Here is a 16,748-nt window from a genome sequence, read left to right as displayed (position 1 = left end):
AGCTCCAAATATCGAGGCTAGATTTTCCAATTTGAAGTCTATCCCGAGAAGGCTTCATACCCTGGGTGTGTGGCTAAGGATATCGTTAATAAATCCTGTGGGGCAGTACTGGATACTTATCGGGATGACGGTTGCGGTGTTACTTCCAGGCGGGATCGTCGTGCTGGGTGGCGAGAAATTCGATGTATTCACGATTGGCCCGCAGAGCTGCCTCGTCAACCTGCCATATTGGTAGCGGCTGGCCGGATTCAATGCGATTTATTTCGATCTGCTCGGAATCCGTATCGATGCCCTGCTCCGCTTCCAGTCCGAGGCTGGTTTGGCCACCGGTCATTGCGAGGTACACATCGGCAAGAATACGCGCATCGAGCAAGGCACCATGCAGACTGCGGTTGCTATTGTCGATGCCATAACGCTTGCACAGGGCATCGAGATTGTTCTTCTGGCCCGGATGTTTTTGACGCGCCAACAGGAGGGTATCGAGAATACTGCAACTTTCCTCCAGCACCGCCAATGGCGGGTCGAGCAGCGATAACTCGTTGTCTAGAAAACCGATGTCAAATGGAGCATTGTGAATAACCAGCTCGGCACCGGCCACATAATCGCGAAACTCCTCGGCAAGCTCTGCGAACCGGTGCTTGTCCTGCAGAAACTCGTTGCTTATTCCATGTACCTCGAAGGCGCCGTTATCGATTTCGCGCTCGGGATTGATGTAATAATGCCAGTGGTTTCCGGTAACGCGCCGGTTTACCAGCTCAATGCATCCTATTTCGATGATCCGGTGACCCTGGCTAACCTCGAGCCCGGTCGTTTCGGTATCCAGTACTATTTGTCTCATACTGTTATCTTTGCATCTATTGCTGCATTTGCGAGCTGATCAGCCATCTCGTTATCCTCGACACCGGAATGGCCTTTGACCCAGTTCCAGTCGATCTTGTGACGCACGACTTCTTCGTCCAGCTGTTGCCAGAGATCAATATTCTTTACCGACTTCCTGGCTGCCGTTTTCCATCCGTTGCGCTTCCAGTTGTTCAGCCACTCGGTGATGCCCTGCATCACGTATTTCGAATCGGTATGCAACTCGATATCGCAAGAACGCGTCAGCGCCTTGAGTCCCTCGATCACCGCTGTCAATTCCATGCGATTGTTGGTTGTCTCGGGATCATAACCCTTAAGTTTTTTGAGATTTCCATTGTAGCGCAACACAACCCCCCAACCCCCGGGCCCCGGATTACCTCGGCAGGCCCCGTCGGTATGGATTACGACCCTGGCACTCATAGCGGCCTAACGGTCATACTTCATGCCGCGCCCGACGCTTGGACGCGGTACCTTGCCCTGCAGTAACTTGCGGGCTACCCAGCGATGACGTACCGGGGTCAACGGCGAGATGCTCTTGCTGTAAACAAGCAGGTTAAGCGCACCCAGTAGCGGCAACCATTTTCGCGTACCTTTCTCCAGCCAGGTCAAATGACGCGTGACCGATGTTTTTTGAATTGGCGGTAGATATCCGATCCGGTGGTGATCGAGTTGATCGAAACCCAGCAGACGCATCCAGTCGTCGATCCGTTTTGCAGTGTAGTAATGACCATTGAACGGAACATACTCCAACCAGCCCTGCAGGAAATGGCGTAACCCCCATAGCGACACCGGATTGAAGTCGATGATCACCAGCTTGCCTTCCGGTATTAATATGCGAAAGGCCTCGCGCAGAACCGCGTGAGGTTCACCGGTATTGGACAGGTGATGCATCAGTATCACCAGATCGACGCTATCGGTCGCAATCGGCAACATAGAAGGCGTCGCCCGGATTTCGCCCTCCGAGCCCTGATCATCCAGCGTGAATAGATGTTTTACACGACAACTTTCCTGTATTTGCGCTGCCGATCCTGTGCATCCGATCTGCAACGAGTAATAACCGAAGGTTGTCGCCAGAATCGGGCTGATCTTTTCGCTAAGTTCATTCAACAGGTATTGCCCGGTTTCGCTCAAATACCAATCGTCAATACTGGCCATTCCCTTGTTTTTTGTCGTTTGTCGCCAAAATCTCATTTGAAAGATATAAATCCGGATGTACAATTGAATATTCTAGTCTCTTAGCCTATACCTTACTAATGTTTATCGAGCAAAAGCCTGTGGATCGGGACCGGATAATGCCGTTTGCGCCATTGATCGCGCTGCTGCTGGCGGGTTGCGCCAGCTTCGGTTTGGGTAATTCGCTTGAGAATACAACAGCAACTGCCGTTACAACCCCCGTCGCAGGCATTGAAACTACCGACTTCGAAGCATCTCACACCGAAGCGATAACCACACTTGCAAACTACAAAGCGAGTGCATACCGCGTGACTGGTGCGAATAGCGTCACCTATTCCACTATACACAAACAGGACTACCTGCCGCTGGATCTCGAAATCGAAGTACAGGTGGAACAGGCTGAGTTGGCGATGTCACAGAAGACAGCAGATGACCAGCTGCGAGCCGAGTCTGAGGCGGTAGCGGCCATCGAGGCTACGTTGCTGGAGACACACCAGAAAAACAACGCCTGGTATCGCTTACAACAAGGTATGCAGTTGAATCCAGTGAATAACGCGCGGGTGAAAGCTCAACTGAAATGGTATCTCGAACATCCGGGCTACCTGCAGCGCGTAATGGAGAGAGCACGCCCGATTCTACCCTTCGTACTCGATGAGCTCGAAAAACGTAACCTGCCCAGCGAGCTGGCGCTGTTACCCATCGTGGAATCCGCCTACCAGGCTTTTGCATATTCACACGGGCGTGCTTCCGGTATGTGGCAAATCATCCCGTCGACGGGTCGTTTCCTGGGTCTCAAACAAAACTGGTGGTACGACGGCCGTCGCGACATTATTGAATCAACCCATGCGGCGATTTCTTACCTCGACAGCCTGGCACAGGAGTTTGACGGAGACTGGGAGCTGGCGCTCGCGGCCTATAACGCTGGTCCAGGGAGAATTCGCAGTGCGGTGCGTTATAACAAGAAGCGAAAGCGTAAAACTGATTTCTGGCATTTAACTAAAATCCGTAATGAAACACGGGCCTATGTTCCGAAGTTGTTTGCCCTCAGGGAACTATTTACCCATCCAGAAAAATATCAGCTCAATCTGATTCCGGTGGGTAACGAGGTCAGTTACGAAGTCGTCGAACTGGACGGCCAGATAGACCTGGCACTGGCCGCCGATCTCGCCGGCATTACGGTTAACCAGCTGTATCAACTGAATCCGGCATTTAACCGCTGGGCTACCGCGCCCAACGGTCCACACCGGCTGCTGTTGCCACGCGATAAGGCAGAGCAATTCAAACTGGGTGTTGCAAAGGTTCCACCCAGCGAACGCATCAACTGGGTGCGTCACAAAATCAAGAACGGTGAAACCCTGAGTCACATTTCGAAGAAGTATCGCACTACGGTTGGGCTCATCAAAAAGGTTAACAACATTCGCGGCAACCAGATCCGTGCCGGTAAGCACCTGATGGTTCCTACCGCGACTAAATCGTTGAACACTTACGGGCTAAGCGAAAGTTCGCGTAAAGCCGCCATCCAAAATACCAACCGCTCAGGTCAGAAGCGAATTCACATTGTGCGGCGAGGCCAGAGCCTGTGGAGTATTTCGAGAGACTATAACGTCAACACCAGGGCACTGGCCAGGTGGAACGGTATCGCGCCAATCGATACGCTCAGCGTCGGTCAGAAACTCGTGGTATGGACCCGATCCGATCTTCCGCAATCGGTCAGTATCAATCAAACCCGACCCAGTAATGCGCTGCACAGGTTGCGCTACACCGTTAGAAAGGGAGACTCGCTGTACCTGATCGCGAATCGCTTCAACATCCGGGTGGCCGATATTAAACGCTGGAACCGGGTTGGTAAGTACCTGCATCCCGGTCAGAAACTTAAGCTCTACGTCGACATAACCAGCCAGTCAAGCTAACAGTCTGAACTCTGTGACCCGGCTTCGATATTTTGGTCTCAAGAGTTGCTTTATCCGGTACCACACGCCAAAATAGTCGCTACTTTATGCCACTCGCAATGGATTCTCGAAACTGTCATGAGCCTTGAAATTGATCCAAAACAAATAAAAGCTCTCTCCCCGATCAATTCTCTGAATCCTGAAAATGCTCAAGAATTAATCAAGAAAATATCCGCTGTCACGATACAGCCCGGGCACTATATTTTCAAAAAGGGCGATACGGACAAGTTCCATGCCTACGTACTGAAAGGCGAAGTCGAGCTCGTAGATGATAAAAAAGTTGTCAAGGTTGTCAAGGCAGGATCACCGGACGGCAAGCAGCCACTGGCTCATGGTTTTCCCAGACCGCTTGCGGCACGCGTGAAATCGGCTGCAATCATCACCAAGATCAATAGCGATATGCTCGATATAATGCTCACCTGGGACCAGACCGGTAGTTATACCGTCGAAGGGGTTGGGGTTGATGATGAGGATGACGAAACCGACTGGATGACGCGTATTTTGCAAACCCGCGCGTTTCACCGAATTCCCCCGGCCAATATCCAGGCGATGTTCATGCGCATGGAGTCAGTCAGCTTCAAGCCCGGTGAAAAAGTGATCGAACAAGATGCAGAGGGTGATTACTTTTACATCATCAAGGAGGGGCGGTGCCTCGTTACGCGCGCAACGCCCGCGAATCCGAACGGAGTAAAACTCGCCACCCTGTCCGTTGGTGACAGTTTTGGCGAGGAAGCGTTGATTTCCGATAGCAAGCGTAATGCAACGATTACGATGCTCACCGAAGGCCACTTGATGCGCCTCAACAAGGAAGATTTCAATTCCCTGCTTAACGAACCTTTACTTAACTGGGTTGATTACGCCGAGGGCAAAAAGCTGGTTGAAGCAGGTGCGGTCTGGTTTGATGTTCGCTTACCGACAGAACACAAAGCCAATCACATCAAGAACAGTATTAATATTCCTCTTATATTCCTGCGCATGAAAGCCAACTCGCTCGATACGAATAAAAAGTATGTGATTTATTGCGATACGGGTCGTCGCAGTTCGGCTGCATCATTTCTGCTCAATGAAAAAGATATCGAGTCTTACGTATTGAAAGACGGGATCGATAGCGCCGAATCCGGTGATCTTCAAAGCACCTGATCCGGGCGTCAATCCAAATATCCTGGAATCATACTCTCATCGATCCTGTCGATCTGTTCAGGGTCCAGAAATTCTTCGGCATAGTCCAGGTAAACCCGGTTCTTGATAAAAACGTCGAATATATCGGGATCGATATGATTCTCCTTTTTCATAAAGCCCATGATCTTTAAACACTCGGAGAGTTTCTTACCTTTCTTGTAGGGGCGATCCCTTGCGGTCAGCGCTTCAAATATATCGGCAACCGCCATGATACGGGCCTGCACTGACATTTCGTTACGTTTCAAGCCGCGCGGATACCCTGAGCCATCCATCTTTTCGTGATGGCCGCCGGCATACTCCGGGACATTCTGCAGATTCTTCGGAAAAGGCAATGACTCCAGCATTTTTATCGTCGCGACAATATGATTGTTAACGACTTCACGTTCGTCCTGGTTGAGTGTTCCGCGCTCGATACTCAGGTTCATGACCTCGTCTTCACTCAACAATGATCGGGACACGCCACCCGCATCGGTCCACTCTAGTCGCGCCAGTTGACATACCCGCGCAACATCGTCCTCGCTCATAAATTCTCCACCAATATTCGCCCTGCGCAGGAACGCCAGGTCTCCCTCGAGCTGACGACAACTTTGCTGATATTCCATTTCGAGCGCATCCCTTGCCTGTTGTGATCCATCGCCCTGCAGGCACCTCTGTAAAAACTCGATCTCGGCATCCCGCCTCAGTACTTCAAAACGCGTCGCTACCTCGTGAATGCGATCATGGATTGTTTCGAGTTTGGTGGCTTTGTCCATGACATACTCGGGTGTTACTACCTTGCCACAGTCATGCAACCAGGCTGCTGTTTCAAGTTCGTAGCGGTCCTTGTCGGTGATGCGAAAATTTTTCATGGGCCCACTATCTGTACTGTGGGCAGCCTCGGCAAGCATCATCGTCAAGACAGGTATTCTGCGGCAATGCCCCCCGGTATAGGGCGATTTATCGTCAATCGCAGAAGCAATCATTCTGATAAAAGATTCGAATAGAACCTGAAGCTCGGAGATTAAACGTTGCTGGGTCAAAGCTACCGCGGCCTGTGAAGCCAGTGATTCGGCCAGTTGCTGATCGATGGCATTGAAAACGATCACTTCGTTGGTATCTTCGTCCCGGGCATTGATTAACTGCAAGACGCCGATAATCTCCTGTTCGTGATTCTTGAGCGGAAAGGTCAGCATCGACCGGGTGCGATAACCCGTGGTGCGATCAAATTCACGTGTGCCGGTAAAATCGAAACCATCTTCGTTATAGGCATCCTCGATATTTATGGTCTTTCCAGTCAGGACACAATGGGTGACGACGTTACGGTGGTTCTCCTCCCCGTTCACCAGCAGCGGAATGGCAGGAAAGGTAATTGGATTCGAGGAAGTTCCGCCCATCTGGATATCGAGCGAGTCGTTGGAAATAATCTCAAAACTGAGTTTTCCATCGTGCAGAGTATAAAGCGAGCCGCCATCTGCATGCGTCAGCGACTTTGCTCCCATCATGATCAGTTCCAACAGTTTTGGAGTATCGGTCTCAGCGGATAGCGCTATCCCAATTTCATTGAGACGTTCGATTCTCTCGAGCAGTTCAGACATAAACCGGGTACCGGGTTCATTCGGGGCGACTGGATGTTTTTCGCATTGATCTAAAGTTATTCTAGGTCAATCACATGACATTTCAAATTTGCCGAATCAAACAGGTTTTTAGGCTATGTACTGGTAAATAGAAGCTTACGACCTTATAGTTATTTGACATTACGTTGCCGCTGGACACCAGGGTGGTTACGAGTTGTTTACCAGTTCGGGGTAATGGTAAAAATTTTACATATTATCCAATTTGGATTCGGGCTTTATTCAATCGCATGCCCTGCACCGACCCATAAAAACGACGGGGTTATTCAAAATAAAGAAACTATGAAGACGGTATGAAATCCCGTTACCGGGGTAGTGACTGGTTTGCTGGGCTCCAAATCACGATCATGGTCGTTCTTGTTTCGAGTTTTGCGCTTTTTCAAGGCCTCGAAACACCGACAATTTACTCGCTATGCGCACCGTGATCTGCCTTGTTGCACGCGTGCCCGAGGGCCTCAATTTTGCACATAAGCAAAACGGCGTCCACCATGATATCAAACCGGTAAATATTTTGTATGAGCCCGACTCAGACACTGTTAATATTACGGATTTTGGCATAGCCCTCATTACAGATTCGAGTAAAACGAAAATCGGCATTGTCCCCGGCATCCCGTCTTAATATGTCACCTGAGCAACTCGCGGGGATAAAGTTTGACGGTCATTCGGACCTGTTTTCGCTCGGCGTAATGCTTTGGCGGATGTTATCGGGTTCATTACCATTAAAAGCAGATTCTATGGCAAGTTTAATGTTTAAAATCAGCAATGAAGAAGCAGCGGCCATCAGATATGACCGCGCCGATATTGCCGAAGCCCTCGCTACTGTTATCAATAAGGCGCTGATGAAAAATGTCGAGCAGCGTTTCCAGGGCGGCGCTGATTTTTCCAGCGCTCTTAAAATTTACCTGAAACCGTGGTCCTGACAGCTCGATGAATCTGCAAGATAAAATCACTATCATGGGGATTTCGGATACTGGAATCGTGCGTAACAAGAATGAGGATGCAATTGGTTACGACAGCGTGCTGGGAACAGTGGTGCTTGCCGACGGAATGGGGGGGCATCGTGGCGGCGAGATCGCGGCCAGTATGACCGTCGATACCATCATCCATGAGCTACAGCAGAACTTGCCCGCAATTTCACCCGGAGAGGTTGATGCGGAGAGCGGATTCTCACTGGAATCCATTTGCATTCAGGATGCGGTAATCGCTGCCAACGAACGGGTTTATAATACGGCCGAAGCAAATCCGGAACACAAGGGTATGGGCACCACGATCGTGGTGTTGCAGTTTTACAACAATTCATTCTCGCTTGCGCACATTGGCGATTCGCGATGTTATCGACTGCGCGCGAACAAGTTCGAACAAATAACAAAAGATCACTCTTTGCTGCAGGAACTCATTGATCGGGGTTTTTATACACCCGAAGAGGCCCGTAATTCGATGAATAAAAACCTGGTTACGCGTGCTTTGGGTATCGATCCGGTCGTCATGCCGGACATTCAGGAAGATATAGTCCTGAAAAATGACATATATTTGCTATGTTCAGATGGATTAACCGATCTGGTTGAAGATGAAGATATAGACTACACTATTAAGGAATTTAGTGCTAATCTAGAAGAAGCTGCCAAGCAATTGATTACAAAGGCAAACCAGAATGGCGGAAAGGACAATATCTCGGTTATGTTGTGCCGAATTGATGATGATTTTTCGTCTAGAATTGGCTGGTTTAAAAAAATTGTTGCCTGGTTCGATGATTAACGGATTACACCCAGTAGGAACACACTCAAGAGGCTGGATAATAAAATGGTCGCAAAACTGATCACGACTTCAAGCACGGGCGAAAAAACCGAGTACGAATTGGTCAATGAAACTACAACGATTGGCCGCAAGCCTGGGAATGATATTCAGATCGATAACCTGTCGGTCAGTGGCAGGCATGCCCAGGTCATTACCATACTCGAAGATTCGTTTCTGGAAGACCTCGGCAGTACCAACGGAACCTATGTCAATGGCAAGTTGGTAAAAAAGCACGCCCTCGAAAACGGGGACAATATTACGCTGGGTAAGTACCAGATAACCTATCAGAACGCCTCGGGCAGCGGCGAACAGGATTTTGAACAAACCATGATTATTCGTCCCGGCGAAGCGGGTATGCCCGAGGAAGCCGGTGGCAAGGAAATCGATAAATCGGTGCAGAAAATATCTGCCGCGATTGCCTCCGAGGCTGCAGCGACCGCAGCTTCACCGATGGCAAACAGGGAAGCCTGCCTGCAACTCCTAAGTGGCGCCAATGCGGGTAAGGAATTGATACTCACCAAGGCGTTAACCACAATCGGCCAGCCTGGTGTTCAGGTAGCCGCAATTACCCGACGTCCTCAGGGTTTCTTTTTAATTCATGTTGACGGTGGTCCCAATAACAGCGTACCCAAAGTCGGTGGTTCACCTATCGGGTCCAATGCCCACGAGCTTAAAAGCCACGATATTATCGAAGTCGCCGGCGTGAAAATGGAATTTTACCTGAAGTAAATCCTCGCGGCTGCTCGGCCGAGCCTGGTTTCGGGAGCAAGCTATGCAACTCCAGCGCATTATACGATTAGTGCTTAACGCACTAATTTTGTGCGTATTGCTAATTGACACTTCCGGGCTCTATAAGTACCCATTCATCGAACAGCTGGAGAACTGGACCTACGATGCGCGACTCAATTTCACCCGTCCTGACACGATTGACGACCGTGTCGTCATCGTCGATATCGATGAAAACTCGTTAGCCAGGGTCGGTCGCTGGCCCTGGGGCCGTGACCAGTTGTCTACCATCGTCGAAAACCTGTTTGGGCTTTACCAGGCCGATACTGTCGGCTTTGACATCGTGTTTGCCGAGAAAGACCAGAGCTCGGGACTGGAACAATTTGAACAACTGGCTCGCACCACCCTGAAGAATAATTCCGAATACCTCAACGAACTGGAAAGGATTCGTCCTGACCTGATGCTTGACGATATTTTTGCCCAAAGCCTTATCGGCAAAAACGTTGTTCTGGGGTATTACTTTAAGGCTAAATTGCAGGAAGGTGAATCTGGCATCACCGGATTACTGCCACCCGCGTTGACAAAAATGGATGCTCAATGGAGCGAACGCCTGCCCATCAATGAGGCAGCCGGTTACGGTGGCAATCTTGGAATACTGCAGGCCTCGGCTAAATCCGGGGGATATTTCGATAATCCTTTTGTCGATGCCGATGGCGTTTTTCGTCGCGTACCGTTGATACAGACTTATGACGGGGACCTGTTTGCGTCTCTCGCCCTGGCCACGACCCAGGCGCATCTTGCTGCCAGCGATATCGATTTGGTGGTAGAGACCGGTGGAACGCAGGGTGATAGCGAATACTACGCCCTCGAATCCCTCATCGTGAGCAATTTTCGAATACCCGTAGATGCCAGCGGCTCGGTGTTCGTGCCTTATCGTGGTCCGCAAGGCAGTTTTCCCTATATACCCGCATATAAAATACTCAACGGGGAAGCGGACAAGGCCCAATTAGAGGGCAAAATTGTGATGGTTGGCACCTCGGCACCCGGCCTTCTCGATTTGCGCTCCACTCCGGTTCAGAATATCTACCCTGGTGTGGAAGTCCACGCCAACATTATATCCGGCATCCTCGACAACCGGATCAAGCATAAACCGGCCTGGACCGTGGGTTACGAATTTGTGCTCCTGGTCGTTATCGCGCTGAGCATGGCATTGCTACTGCCCCTGGTTTCCCCACTGCTTGCTGCCGCTGGCGCGCTGGGTCTGGCCGGACTGGTAACGACGGGCACTTTAGTTGCCTGGAACAGCAATCTGATCCTGCCCCTGGCCAGCCCCCTGTTGCTGATCGTACTGATATTCATGTTCCACATGACCTATGGTTTCTTCATCGAATCCCGCGGCAAACGCCAGTTAGCCAACCTGTTCGGTCACTATATCCCGCCCGAACTGGTTGACGAGATGAGCAAATCTCCGGAACAGTATTCGCTGGAAGGTGAAAACCGGGAAATGACGGTCCTGTTCTCTGACGTGCGCGGTTTCACATCGATTTCGGAGGGCATGGATCCAAAGCAATTGACACAGCTGATGAACGCGTTGCTGACGCCCATGACTCGCGTCATTCACAAGAACCGGGGCACCATTGACAAGTACATGGGCGATGCAATTATGTCATTCTGGGGTGCGCCACTCGCCGACCCGGAACATGCCCGGCACGCACTCTACGCTGCCATGGAAATGATGGACGAGCTAAAGATAATGCAGGCGGATTTCAAGCAACACGGCTGGCCCGATGTCAATATCGGCATCGGCTTGAACACCGGGAATATGAATGTCGGCAATATGGGGTCCGAGTTTCGCATGGCCTACACAGTGCTCGGTGACGCGGTAAATCTTGGATCCCGACTCGAAGGCTTAACCAAGAACTACGGCACCAACATTATCGTCAGCGAAACTACCAAGAACGAAATCCCCGATTATGTATTTCGCGAACTCGATCTGGTCCGGGTTAAAGGCAAGAATGAACCGGTCGCTATTTTCGAGCCAATCGGCCACCGCAATGATCTGGAAGAATCGGTCGTCTCCGAACTCAACGCCTACAAGCAGGCGTTACGGCACTTCCGCGCCCAGTCCTGGGATAAGGCAGAAGCGGACTTCCTCAACCTCAGGCAGGTGAGTCCCGAGCGATTGCTCTACCAGGTTTATCTTGATCGAATCAAATTCTACCGCCGTGAGCCACCCGGGAGCGACTGGGATGGCGTATTTACACACACCTCCAAGTAACACCTGCCTGTCTTGTTACCAGCAGGCGTTTAACTCCCGGGCCAGAATTTCGATGCCCCTGGTCAAATCCTGTTCACTCTGGGCATAGCTCATGCGCACACAGCTTTCGGCATGGTCGGATACGTTGGCCTGCCCGGGGAAGAAATATTTTCCCGGGACAACGAGTAAACCTTTTTGCTTCAGTCGCTGGTAAAGTTCACTGGTCGTTATCTTCAGCCCATCAAACCAAAGCCATAAAAATATGGATCCTTCAGGCTTATGAATATGCAAACCGGGACTGGAGATCGCCTCGCGCAATAAACGCACTGCCTGCTCGCAGCGTCGTTTATAAAACGGCCGGATCAGGTCGTCACAGAGCGGCAACAGGGCATTATCGGTGATCAGCTGATTGACGATCTCGGCACCCAGCCCGGCGGGTGCGAGACTGGTAATTGCCGTCATATTTGAGAAAAAACGGATCACGCCCTCGTTGGCGATCACGATCCCGGTTCGGCTGCCGGGAAGCCCGAGCTTGGACAGGCTCATGCAAACGATACAGTTTTCATTCCAGAACGGGTTAGCCTGGTTGAAAATAATATTTGGAAACGGCGTGCCGTAGGCGTTGTCGATCAGCAACGGAACATCCTGTTTAACGGCGATGTGATCTAGCTGCCGGCATTCGTCGTCGGTTAATACATTACCGCTGGGGTTAGTCGGCCGCGAGACACAGATCAGGCCCACGCTCTCGTCAACCTGCAAATTGTCGAAGTCAACCTGGTACTTGAAAAAGCCATCTTCCAGATGCAGAATCCTGGCCTCCTGGCTGGTTATCAGGCCCTCTTCTACGCCGACGTCACAATAGCCAATATACTCGGGCACCAGCGGTATTAACACGCGTTTCTGGCTTGCTCCGGACTTGCCAGCGAACGAGTTGAAGAGAATATAAAAAGAGCTCTGACTGCCATGCGTCAGCGCTATGTTATTGCGCGTAATCTCCCAGCCGTATTGGTGACGGAAAAACTCGGACAGCGACTCCAGAAAAAGAGTTTTACCCTGTGGACCATCGTAGTTGGCAAGTGCGCCTAGCAGCTTGCCCGACTTATTTAACTTATCGATTGCGGATTCGAAAACCGACATGACTTCAGGTATTGCGGCTGGATTGCCGCCACCGAGCATAATCGTCCCCGGTTGGGCCAGGCCCTCTGCAAGATCATCCATTAAATGGGTAATCCCGGAGTAACCGCGGAATCGTTCGCCAAAATCTGAAAGATTCATAGTTTTTCGCTGCAGCAGTAACAGGTTATCAGAACTGCAATTACGGACATCATTTAAAATAATTGCAACCGTTTTATAGATTTTCTTGCTGTATTGACTCATCTGACGAATATGGCAACATGCGCTCCACATGAACTCGCCCGAAACTGTTCAATACAACCACGAATTAAATTTCGAGGTCCGCGACTACGAATGCGACATGCAGGGCGTGGTCAATAATGGCGTCTATCAGAATTACCTGGAGCACGCGCGCCATGAATTTCTGCGAAGCCGCGGTATTAATTTTGCCGAGCTGACAGTCGCTGGCGTCAACCTGGTGGTCGTCAGGGCGGAACTGGATTATAAAAACTCGCTCGTCAGTAATGACCATTTCGTCGTGCGTAGTTCGATTCGGCGAGTGTCGCGGGTACGCTTTGAGTTCCGGCAGGATATTTTTCGTCTTCCCGACGAGACGCTCATGCTGGCCGCTATCGTTACCGGAACATCACTAAACCAGAGGGGACGCCCCTTTGTTCCCGATCTGCTGGAAGAGCTGTTCGACGCCGGATAACGGCGCACCGGCAAAATATTCGACCGGGATTCAGACCGTTACAAGGGCCAAGTTTGGGATTGCATGAAGGCGAAGAGGCTGACAGAATGGTTTTCATTTGTCGGGAGCAATAATGGGATTTTTAGCCGGTAAGAAAGCACTTATTGTGGGAATCGCCAGTAATCGTTCAATTGCATACGGCATCGCACAGGCGATGCATCGCGAAGGTGCCGAACTCGCTTTCAGCTATGCCAATGACAAACTAAAGCCCAGGGTAGAAAAATTTGCTGCCGAGTTTGAATCCGATATTGTGTTGCCTTGCGATGTTAGCAGTGACGATGAAATTACGAACCTGTTTCAACAGTTAGCGACTCACTGGGACAAGCTCGACACGCTGGTGCACTCGGTAGCATTCGCTCCACGTGAAGCCTTAGCCGGGGATTATCTCGAAAATCTTGATCGGGAAGGCTTCCGCATCGCGCACGATATCAGTTCTTACAGCCTTGCTGGAATGGCAAAAGCAGCGCGCCCCATGATGCAAAATACGAACGGGGCAATCATCACGATGACTTATCTTGGATCGGAACGCGCGTTGCCAAACTACAACATAATGGGTGTCGCCAAGGCCAGCCTCGAGGCCAATGTGCGTTATCTCGCGGCGGCCCTCGGTCCTGAGGGGATCCGGGTTAATTCGATCTCGGCTGGACCGATAAAAACGCTTGCATCGGCCGGTATTGGCAGCTTTAAGAAGATTCTGGACGAAGTCTCCACTAACGCGCCACTGCGTCGCAACGTCACGATCGAGGATGTTGGCAATGCCGGGGCATTTTTGTGCTCCGACCTGGCCGCCGGGATTACCGGGGAAAATATCTACGTCGATTCCGGTTACAATATCGTCAGTATGGGCGTACTTGAATAATCGGCCGTCTCTTCTGAATTTATAGATCTTCCAGATCTTCCGGCGGTGTTCTCGTAATATCTGCGCGACTGGTCAGTATTTTAAGAACCGCCTGATATTCCAGGTTTCCCAGCCCCTCGACGAGGCCGTCAAGGGCTTCATCATCAGCGACCGTATCGCTCGATACGACGGCAGACAGTTCAAGCATAACGTAGTCACCGCTCGATTTTGACAATCCATCGTAGACTTTACCCTGGTCAGGCTTACGCATGGAGAATGCCCGGTTCAGTACCGCCGCATCGACGCCGGATTGATTGCGCTGGATAAACCCGAGATCACTGATTGTCGATGACCATTCCCGGGCCAGATCGTCAAGCGATTTGCCTCCCTCCAGCTCCGCAAGCGCATCCGTTCCTGCCTTGAGACTCAGTTCACGGGCCTTAATCTTGACCAACTCGGTCTTTATCGTTTCCCTCACCTGCTCGAGGGGCTGCGGTATAGAGGGCTCACGCTGGTGCAGACGCAAAAACACCACGCGATCATTCCCGAGCTCAATGGCTTCACTATTGAGCCCCTGGGTTAAAACTTCCGGGGAAAATGCAACCTGCCGTATTTTAGGCTCGACAGCAATGCCCTCACCCGCCGAGCGATCAAACCAGTCGCTGGTCTGCACCGATAAATCCAGCTGCTCCGCTGCCGGTAACAGGGAATCGGACTGCTCGTATACAAGATTTGCCAGATTCTCGACAAGATCATAAATCTGGATTTCCGCGAGCTCGGTTTTAATTTCATCTTCGAGGCTCGCTTTCAATGACTCAAAAGATTGTGTTTCCCCACCGCTTATCGAGCGCAATTTAATCAGGTGCCAGCCAAATGCCGTTTTAACCGGTTCGCTTAACTGATCGACCTGCATGGAGAACAAAGCTGCTTCAAATGGTTGCACCATGACGCCGCGCTCGATTTCCCCGAGATCGCCGCCGCTGTCTGCCGAACCGGGATCTTCGGAAAGCGCCCTGGCGAGGTCGGAAAATTCTTCTCCATTAACGATACGTTGGCGGATTTCGGTTATTCTCGCCAGCGCCTGGTCGGTTGGCTGGTCTTCGGTGACCTTGATCAGTATATGACTCGCTTCCCTGAATTCAGCACTGGTATAAGCTGCCTGATTATCCTGGTACCGTGCCAGTACATCATCGGCTCTGACTTCAATGCTCGTCTTGATGCCTTCAAGACTGAGTTCGATATAGTCAATTTTAACCTTTTCCGGAATTCGGTATCGATTGGCCTGTGCCTGATAATGCTGTTCTATCTCGGCATCATCAACCTGGATTGCATTGGTATCGACCGTGTGGGTAAGCGATCTTATTTTTCGTGTTTGATTGCCGAGTTGCGTAAACCGATTCTTGAAAACCGGTGCCACAAACGCGGTCTCAAGAATACCGTTTTGAAACTGCTCGACCGATCCGTTAACCCGGAGCTCCTGCTCAAATCCAACTGGAGAGTATCCAAGCGAACGCAGCTGCGACTGGTAAATATCGGTATCGAACTGTCCATCGCGCTGAAACGCATCCATGCCACGAATCATTTTATTTAATTCGTCGTTACCAATACGGTAACGCTGCTTCTGAGTATATTGACGCAACACTAATTCTTCGATGAGCTGGCCCAGAACCTGCTCGCGCAGCATCGATTCATTGCCAAAAGTTTCGGGAATCGTGCCGCCGAATAATTGCGACAGCCTTTGACGATAGTTTGCGTAAGCCTGATCCAGTTGCCGCACGGTGATTTCCTCGCCGTTAACCGTTGCGGCCGGCAGGATCTCACCACCTCCCAGGTAAGAGTTCACACCCCATAAAGCAAAAGGGATACTGATCATGAAGATGATGCCGTAGGCAATCCATCCCGTTACCTTGTCTCGAATTGCTTGCAGCATCTATCTTTTCGTCACTGTAAGAAGGCGCCATTTTAATCGAGTGCACTTACCGAGCGCCTTTAAAAATGGCGGAGTGGACGGGACTCGAACCCGCGACCCCCGGCGTGACAGGCCGGTATTCTAACCAACTGAACTACCACTCCTGATTAGGTGGTGGGTGCTGACGGGATCGAACCGCCGACCCTCGCCTTGTAAGGGCGATGCTCTCCCAGCTGAGCTAAGCACCCGGTGTAGCCAAAAAAGGGGCGCTAGTTTACTGCGTCTTTTAGAGCTTTGCCAGCCTTAAATGCGGGTACTTTTGATGCTTTGATCTGGATAGTTTCCCCGGTGCGAGGATTGCGTCCAGCACGTGCGTCACGATGACGAACGAGGAAAGTTCCAAAACCAACGATTGTTACCTGGTCTCCAGATTTCAGCGCTTGTGTAACGGTAGCAATTGCCCCATCGACCGCACGTGCAGCTTCAGCTTTACTTAAATTCGCAGCACTAGCGACACCATCAATTAATTCGGATTTATTCATTAGATTTTTCCATTTGGTTAAGTTTAAATATTTTTAGCCCGAAGGGCGG

General features: G+C 50.8%; 15 protein-coding genes and 2 tRNA genes. 8 read left to right on the top strand and 9 right to left on the bottom strand.

The window, feature by feature from the left end:
* Positions 1 to 139: 139 nt before the first annotated feature.
* From dnaQ to OES20_12345, 3 genes are read right to left on the bottom strand one after another with little or no spacing between them, the layout of a single operon-like run.
* Positions 140 to 838, bottom strand: coding sequence for a DNA polymerase III subunit epsilon (dnaQ, locus tag OES20_12355; GenBank protein MDH3635480.1), 699 nt, complete (start codon positions 836 to 838; stop codon positions 140 to 142).
* On the bottom strand, positions 835 to 1,278 hold the full coding sequence (gene rnhA, locus OES20_12350; GenBank protein MDH3635479.1) for a ribonuclease HI: 444 nt from the start codon (positions 1,276 to 1,278) through the stop codon (positions 835 to 837). Before rnhA ends, dnaQ begins: the two co-directional genes overlap by 4 nt.
* Before the next feature lie 6 nt (positions 1,279 to 1,284).
* Positions 1,285 to 2,049 (bottom strand): class I SAM-dependent methyltransferase, encoded by a 765-nt coding sequence (locus OES20_12345; protein ID MDH3635478.1) that lies wholly within the window; start codon positions 2,047 to 2,049, stop codon positions 1,285 to 1,287.
* A gap of 101 nt (positions 2,050 to 2,150) precedes the next feature.
* Here OES20_12345 and OES20_12340 point away from each other — a divergent pair, with 101 nt between their 5' ends.
* Entirely contained in the window at positions 2,151 to 3,941 is a 1,791-nt protein-coding gene (locus OES20_12340; protein MDH3635477.1) for a LysM peptidoglycan-binding domain-containing protein, read from the top strand.
* 117 nt (positions 3,942 to 4,058) lie between these two features.
* Complete coding sequence (locus OES20_12335; GenBank protein MDH3635476.1) at positions 4,059 to 5,120, top strand: cyclic nucleotide-binding domain-containing protein; 1,062 nt, start codon at positions 4,059 to 4,061, stop codon at positions 5,118 to 5,120.
* Positions 5,121 to 5,128: 8 nt separating this feature from the next.
* On the opposite strand, the gene OES20_12330 is transcribed toward OES20_12335, so the two are convergent.
* Positions 5,129 to 6,733 carry a GAF domain-containing protein gene (locus OES20_12330; protein ID MDH3635475.1) on the bottom strand — a complete coding sequence of 535 codons (1,605 nt, stop codon included), beginning with the start codon at positions 6,731 to 6,733 and terminating at the stop codon, positions 5,129 to 5,131.
* Between the two features lie 656 nt (positions 6,734 to 7,389).
* On the opposite strand from OES20_12330, the gene OES20_12325 reads away from it, so the two are divergent.
* The 4 genes from OES20_12325 to OES20_12310 are packed head-to-tail and all read left to right on the top strand — an operon-like array spanning position 7,390 to position 11,567.
* The gene (locus OES20_12325; protein ID MDH3635474.1) at positions 7,390 to 7,689 is read left to right on the top strand and encodes a protein kinase; all 300 of its coding nucleotides are present in this window, start codon (positions 7,390 to 7,392) and stop codon (positions 7,687 to 7,689) included.
* Positions 7,690 to 7,696: 7 nt separating this feature from the next.
* On the top strand, positions 7,697 to 8,524 hold the full coding sequence (locus OES20_12320) for a Stp1/IreP family PP2C-type Ser/Thr phosphatase (GenBank protein MDH3635473.1): 828 nt from the start codon (positions 7,697 to 7,699) through the stop codon (positions 8,522 to 8,524).
* A gap of 45 nt (positions 8,525 to 8,569) precedes the next feature.
* The gene (locus OES20_12315; protein MDH3635472.1) at positions 8,570 to 9,292 is read left to right on the top strand and encodes an FHA domain-containing protein; all 723 of its coding nucleotides are present in this window, start codon (positions 8,570 to 8,572) and stop codon (positions 9,290 to 9,292) included.
* 43 nt (positions 9,293 to 9,335) lie between these two features.
* Positions 9,336 to 11,567, top strand: coding sequence for an adenylate/guanylate cyclase domain-containing protein (locus OES20_12310; GenBank protein ID MDH3635471.1), 2,232 nt, complete (start codon positions 9,336 to 9,338; stop codon positions 11,565 to 11,567).
* A 15-nt stretch (positions 11,568 to 11,582) separates the two neighbouring features.
* Here OES20_12310 and OES20_12305 read toward each other — a convergent pair whose 3' ends face one another.
* The gene (locus tag OES20_12305; protein ID MDH3635470.1) at positions 11,583 to 12,821 is read right to left on the bottom strand and encodes a valine--pyruvate transaminase; all 1,239 of its coding nucleotides are present in this window, start codon (positions 12,819 to 12,821) and stop codon (positions 11,583 to 11,585) included.
* A 130-nt stretch (positions 12,822 to 12,951) separates the two neighbouring features.
* Here OES20_12305 and OES20_12300 point away from each other — a divergent pair, with 130 nt between their 5' ends.
* The gene (locus OES20_12300) at positions 12,952 to 13,371 is read left to right on the top strand and encodes an acyl-CoA thioesterase (GenBank protein MDH3635469.1); all 420 of its coding nucleotides are present in this window, start codon (positions 12,952 to 12,954) and stop codon (positions 13,369 to 13,371) included.
* A 112-nt stretch (positions 13,372 to 13,483) separates the two neighbouring features.
* The gene (locus OES20_12295; protein MDH3635468.1) at positions 13,484 to 14,269 is read left to right on the top strand and encodes an enoyl-ACP reductase; all 786 of its coding nucleotides are present in this window, start codon (positions 13,484 to 13,486) and stop codon (positions 14,267 to 14,269) included.
* A 19-nt stretch (positions 14,270 to 14,288) separates the two neighbouring features.
* Here OES20_12295 and OES20_12290 read toward each other — a convergent pair whose 3' ends face one another.
* The 4 genes from OES20_12290 to OES20_12275 form a co-directional block, all read right to left on the bottom strand.
* Positions 14,289 to 16,178 carry a SurA N-terminal domain-containing protein gene (locus tag OES20_12290; GenBank protein ID MDH3635467.1) on the bottom strand — a complete coding sequence of 630 codons (1,890 nt, stop codon included), beginning with the start codon at positions 16,176 to 16,178 and terminating at the stop codon, positions 14,289 to 14,291.
* Positions 16,179 to 16,244: 66 nt separating this feature from the next.
* Positions 16,245 to 16,321: transfer RNA gene (locus tag OES20_12285), tRNA-Asp, on the bottom strand.
* Between the two features lie 8 nt (positions 16,322 to 16,329).
* Positions 16,330 to 16,405, bottom strand: a tRNA-Val gene (locus OES20_12280).
* Between the two features lie 21 nt (positions 16,406 to 16,426).
* On the bottom strand, positions 16,427 to 16,699 hold the full coding sequence (locus OES20_12275) for an HU family DNA-binding protein (GenBank protein ID MDH3635466.1): 273 nt from the start codon (positions 16,697 to 16,699) through the stop codon (positions 16,427 to 16,429).
* Positions 16,700 to 16,748: the final 49 nt, after the last annotated feature.

The sequence above is a fragment of the Gammaproteobacteria bacterium genome, assembly GCA_029862005.1.
Classification (GTDB): domain Bacteria; phylum Pseudomonadota; class Gammaproteobacteria.
The sequence above is the reverse complement of the archived record's forward strand: the minus strand, read 5'-3'. Positions and strand labels throughout refer to the sequence as shown.

What these genes read in the sequence shown, in the direction of transcription:
- dnaQ (MDH3635480.1), bottom strand. Translation starts at nt 838, where the DNA reads ATGAGACAAATAGTACTGGATACCGAAACGACCGGGCTCGAGGTTAGC.
- rnhA (MDH3635479.1), bottom strand. Translation starts at nt 1,278, where the DNA reads ATGAGTGCCAGGGTCGTAATCCATACCGACGGGGCCTGCCGAGGTAAT.
- OES20_12345 (MDH3635478.1), bottom strand. Translation starts at nt 2,049, where the DNA reads ATGAGATTTTGGCGACAAACGACAAAAAACAAGGGAATGGCCAGTATT.
- OES20_12340 (MDH3635477.1), top strand. Translation starts at nt 2,151, where the DNA reads ATGCCGTTTGCGCCATTGATCGCGCTGCTGCTGGCGGGTTGCGCCAGC.
- OES20_12335 (MDH3635476.1), top strand. Translation starts at nt 4,059, where the DNA reads ATGAGCCTTGAAATTGATCCAAAACAAATAAAAGCTCTCTCCCCGATC.
- OES20_12330 (MDH3635475.1), bottom strand. Translation starts at nt 6,733, where the DNA reads ATGTCTGAACTGCTCGAGAGAATCGAACGTCTCAATGAAATTGGGATA.
- OES20_12325 (MDH3635474.1), top strand. Translation starts at nt 7,390, where the DNA reads ATGTCACCTGAGCAACTCGCGGGGATAAAGTTTGACGGTCATTCGGAC.
- OES20_12320 (MDH3635473.1), top strand. Translation starts at nt 7,697, where the DNA reads ATGAATCTGCAAGATAAAATCACTATCATGGGGATTTCGGATACTGGA.
- OES20_12315 (MDH3635472.1), top strand. Translation starts at nt 8,570, where the DNA reads ATGGTCGCAAAACTGATCACGACTTCAAGCACGGGCGAAAAAACCGAG.
- OES20_12310 (MDH3635471.1), top strand. Translation starts at nt 9,336, where the DNA reads ATGCAACTCCAGCGCATTATACGATTAGTGCTTAACGCACTAATTTTG.
- OES20_12305 (MDH3635470.1), bottom strand. Translation starts at nt 12,821, where the DNA reads ATGAATCTTTCAGATTTTGGCGAACGATTCCGCGGTTACTCCGGGATT.
- OES20_12300 (MDH3635469.1), top strand. Translation starts at nt 12,952, where the DNA reads ATGAACTCGCCCGAAACTGTTCAATACAACCACGAATTAAATTTCGAG.
- OES20_12295 (MDH3635468.1), top strand. Translation starts at nt 13,484, where the DNA reads ATGGGATTTTTAGCCGGTAAGAAAGCACTTATTGTGGGAATCGCCAGT.
- OES20_12290 (MDH3635467.1), bottom strand. Translation starts at nt 16,178, where the DNA reads ATGCTGCAAGCAATTCGAGACAAGGTAACGGGATGGATTGCCTACGGC.
- OES20_12275 (MDH3635466.1), bottom strand. Translation starts at nt 16,699, where the DNA reads ATGAATAAATCCGAATTAATTGATGGTGTCGCTAGTGCTGCGAATTTA.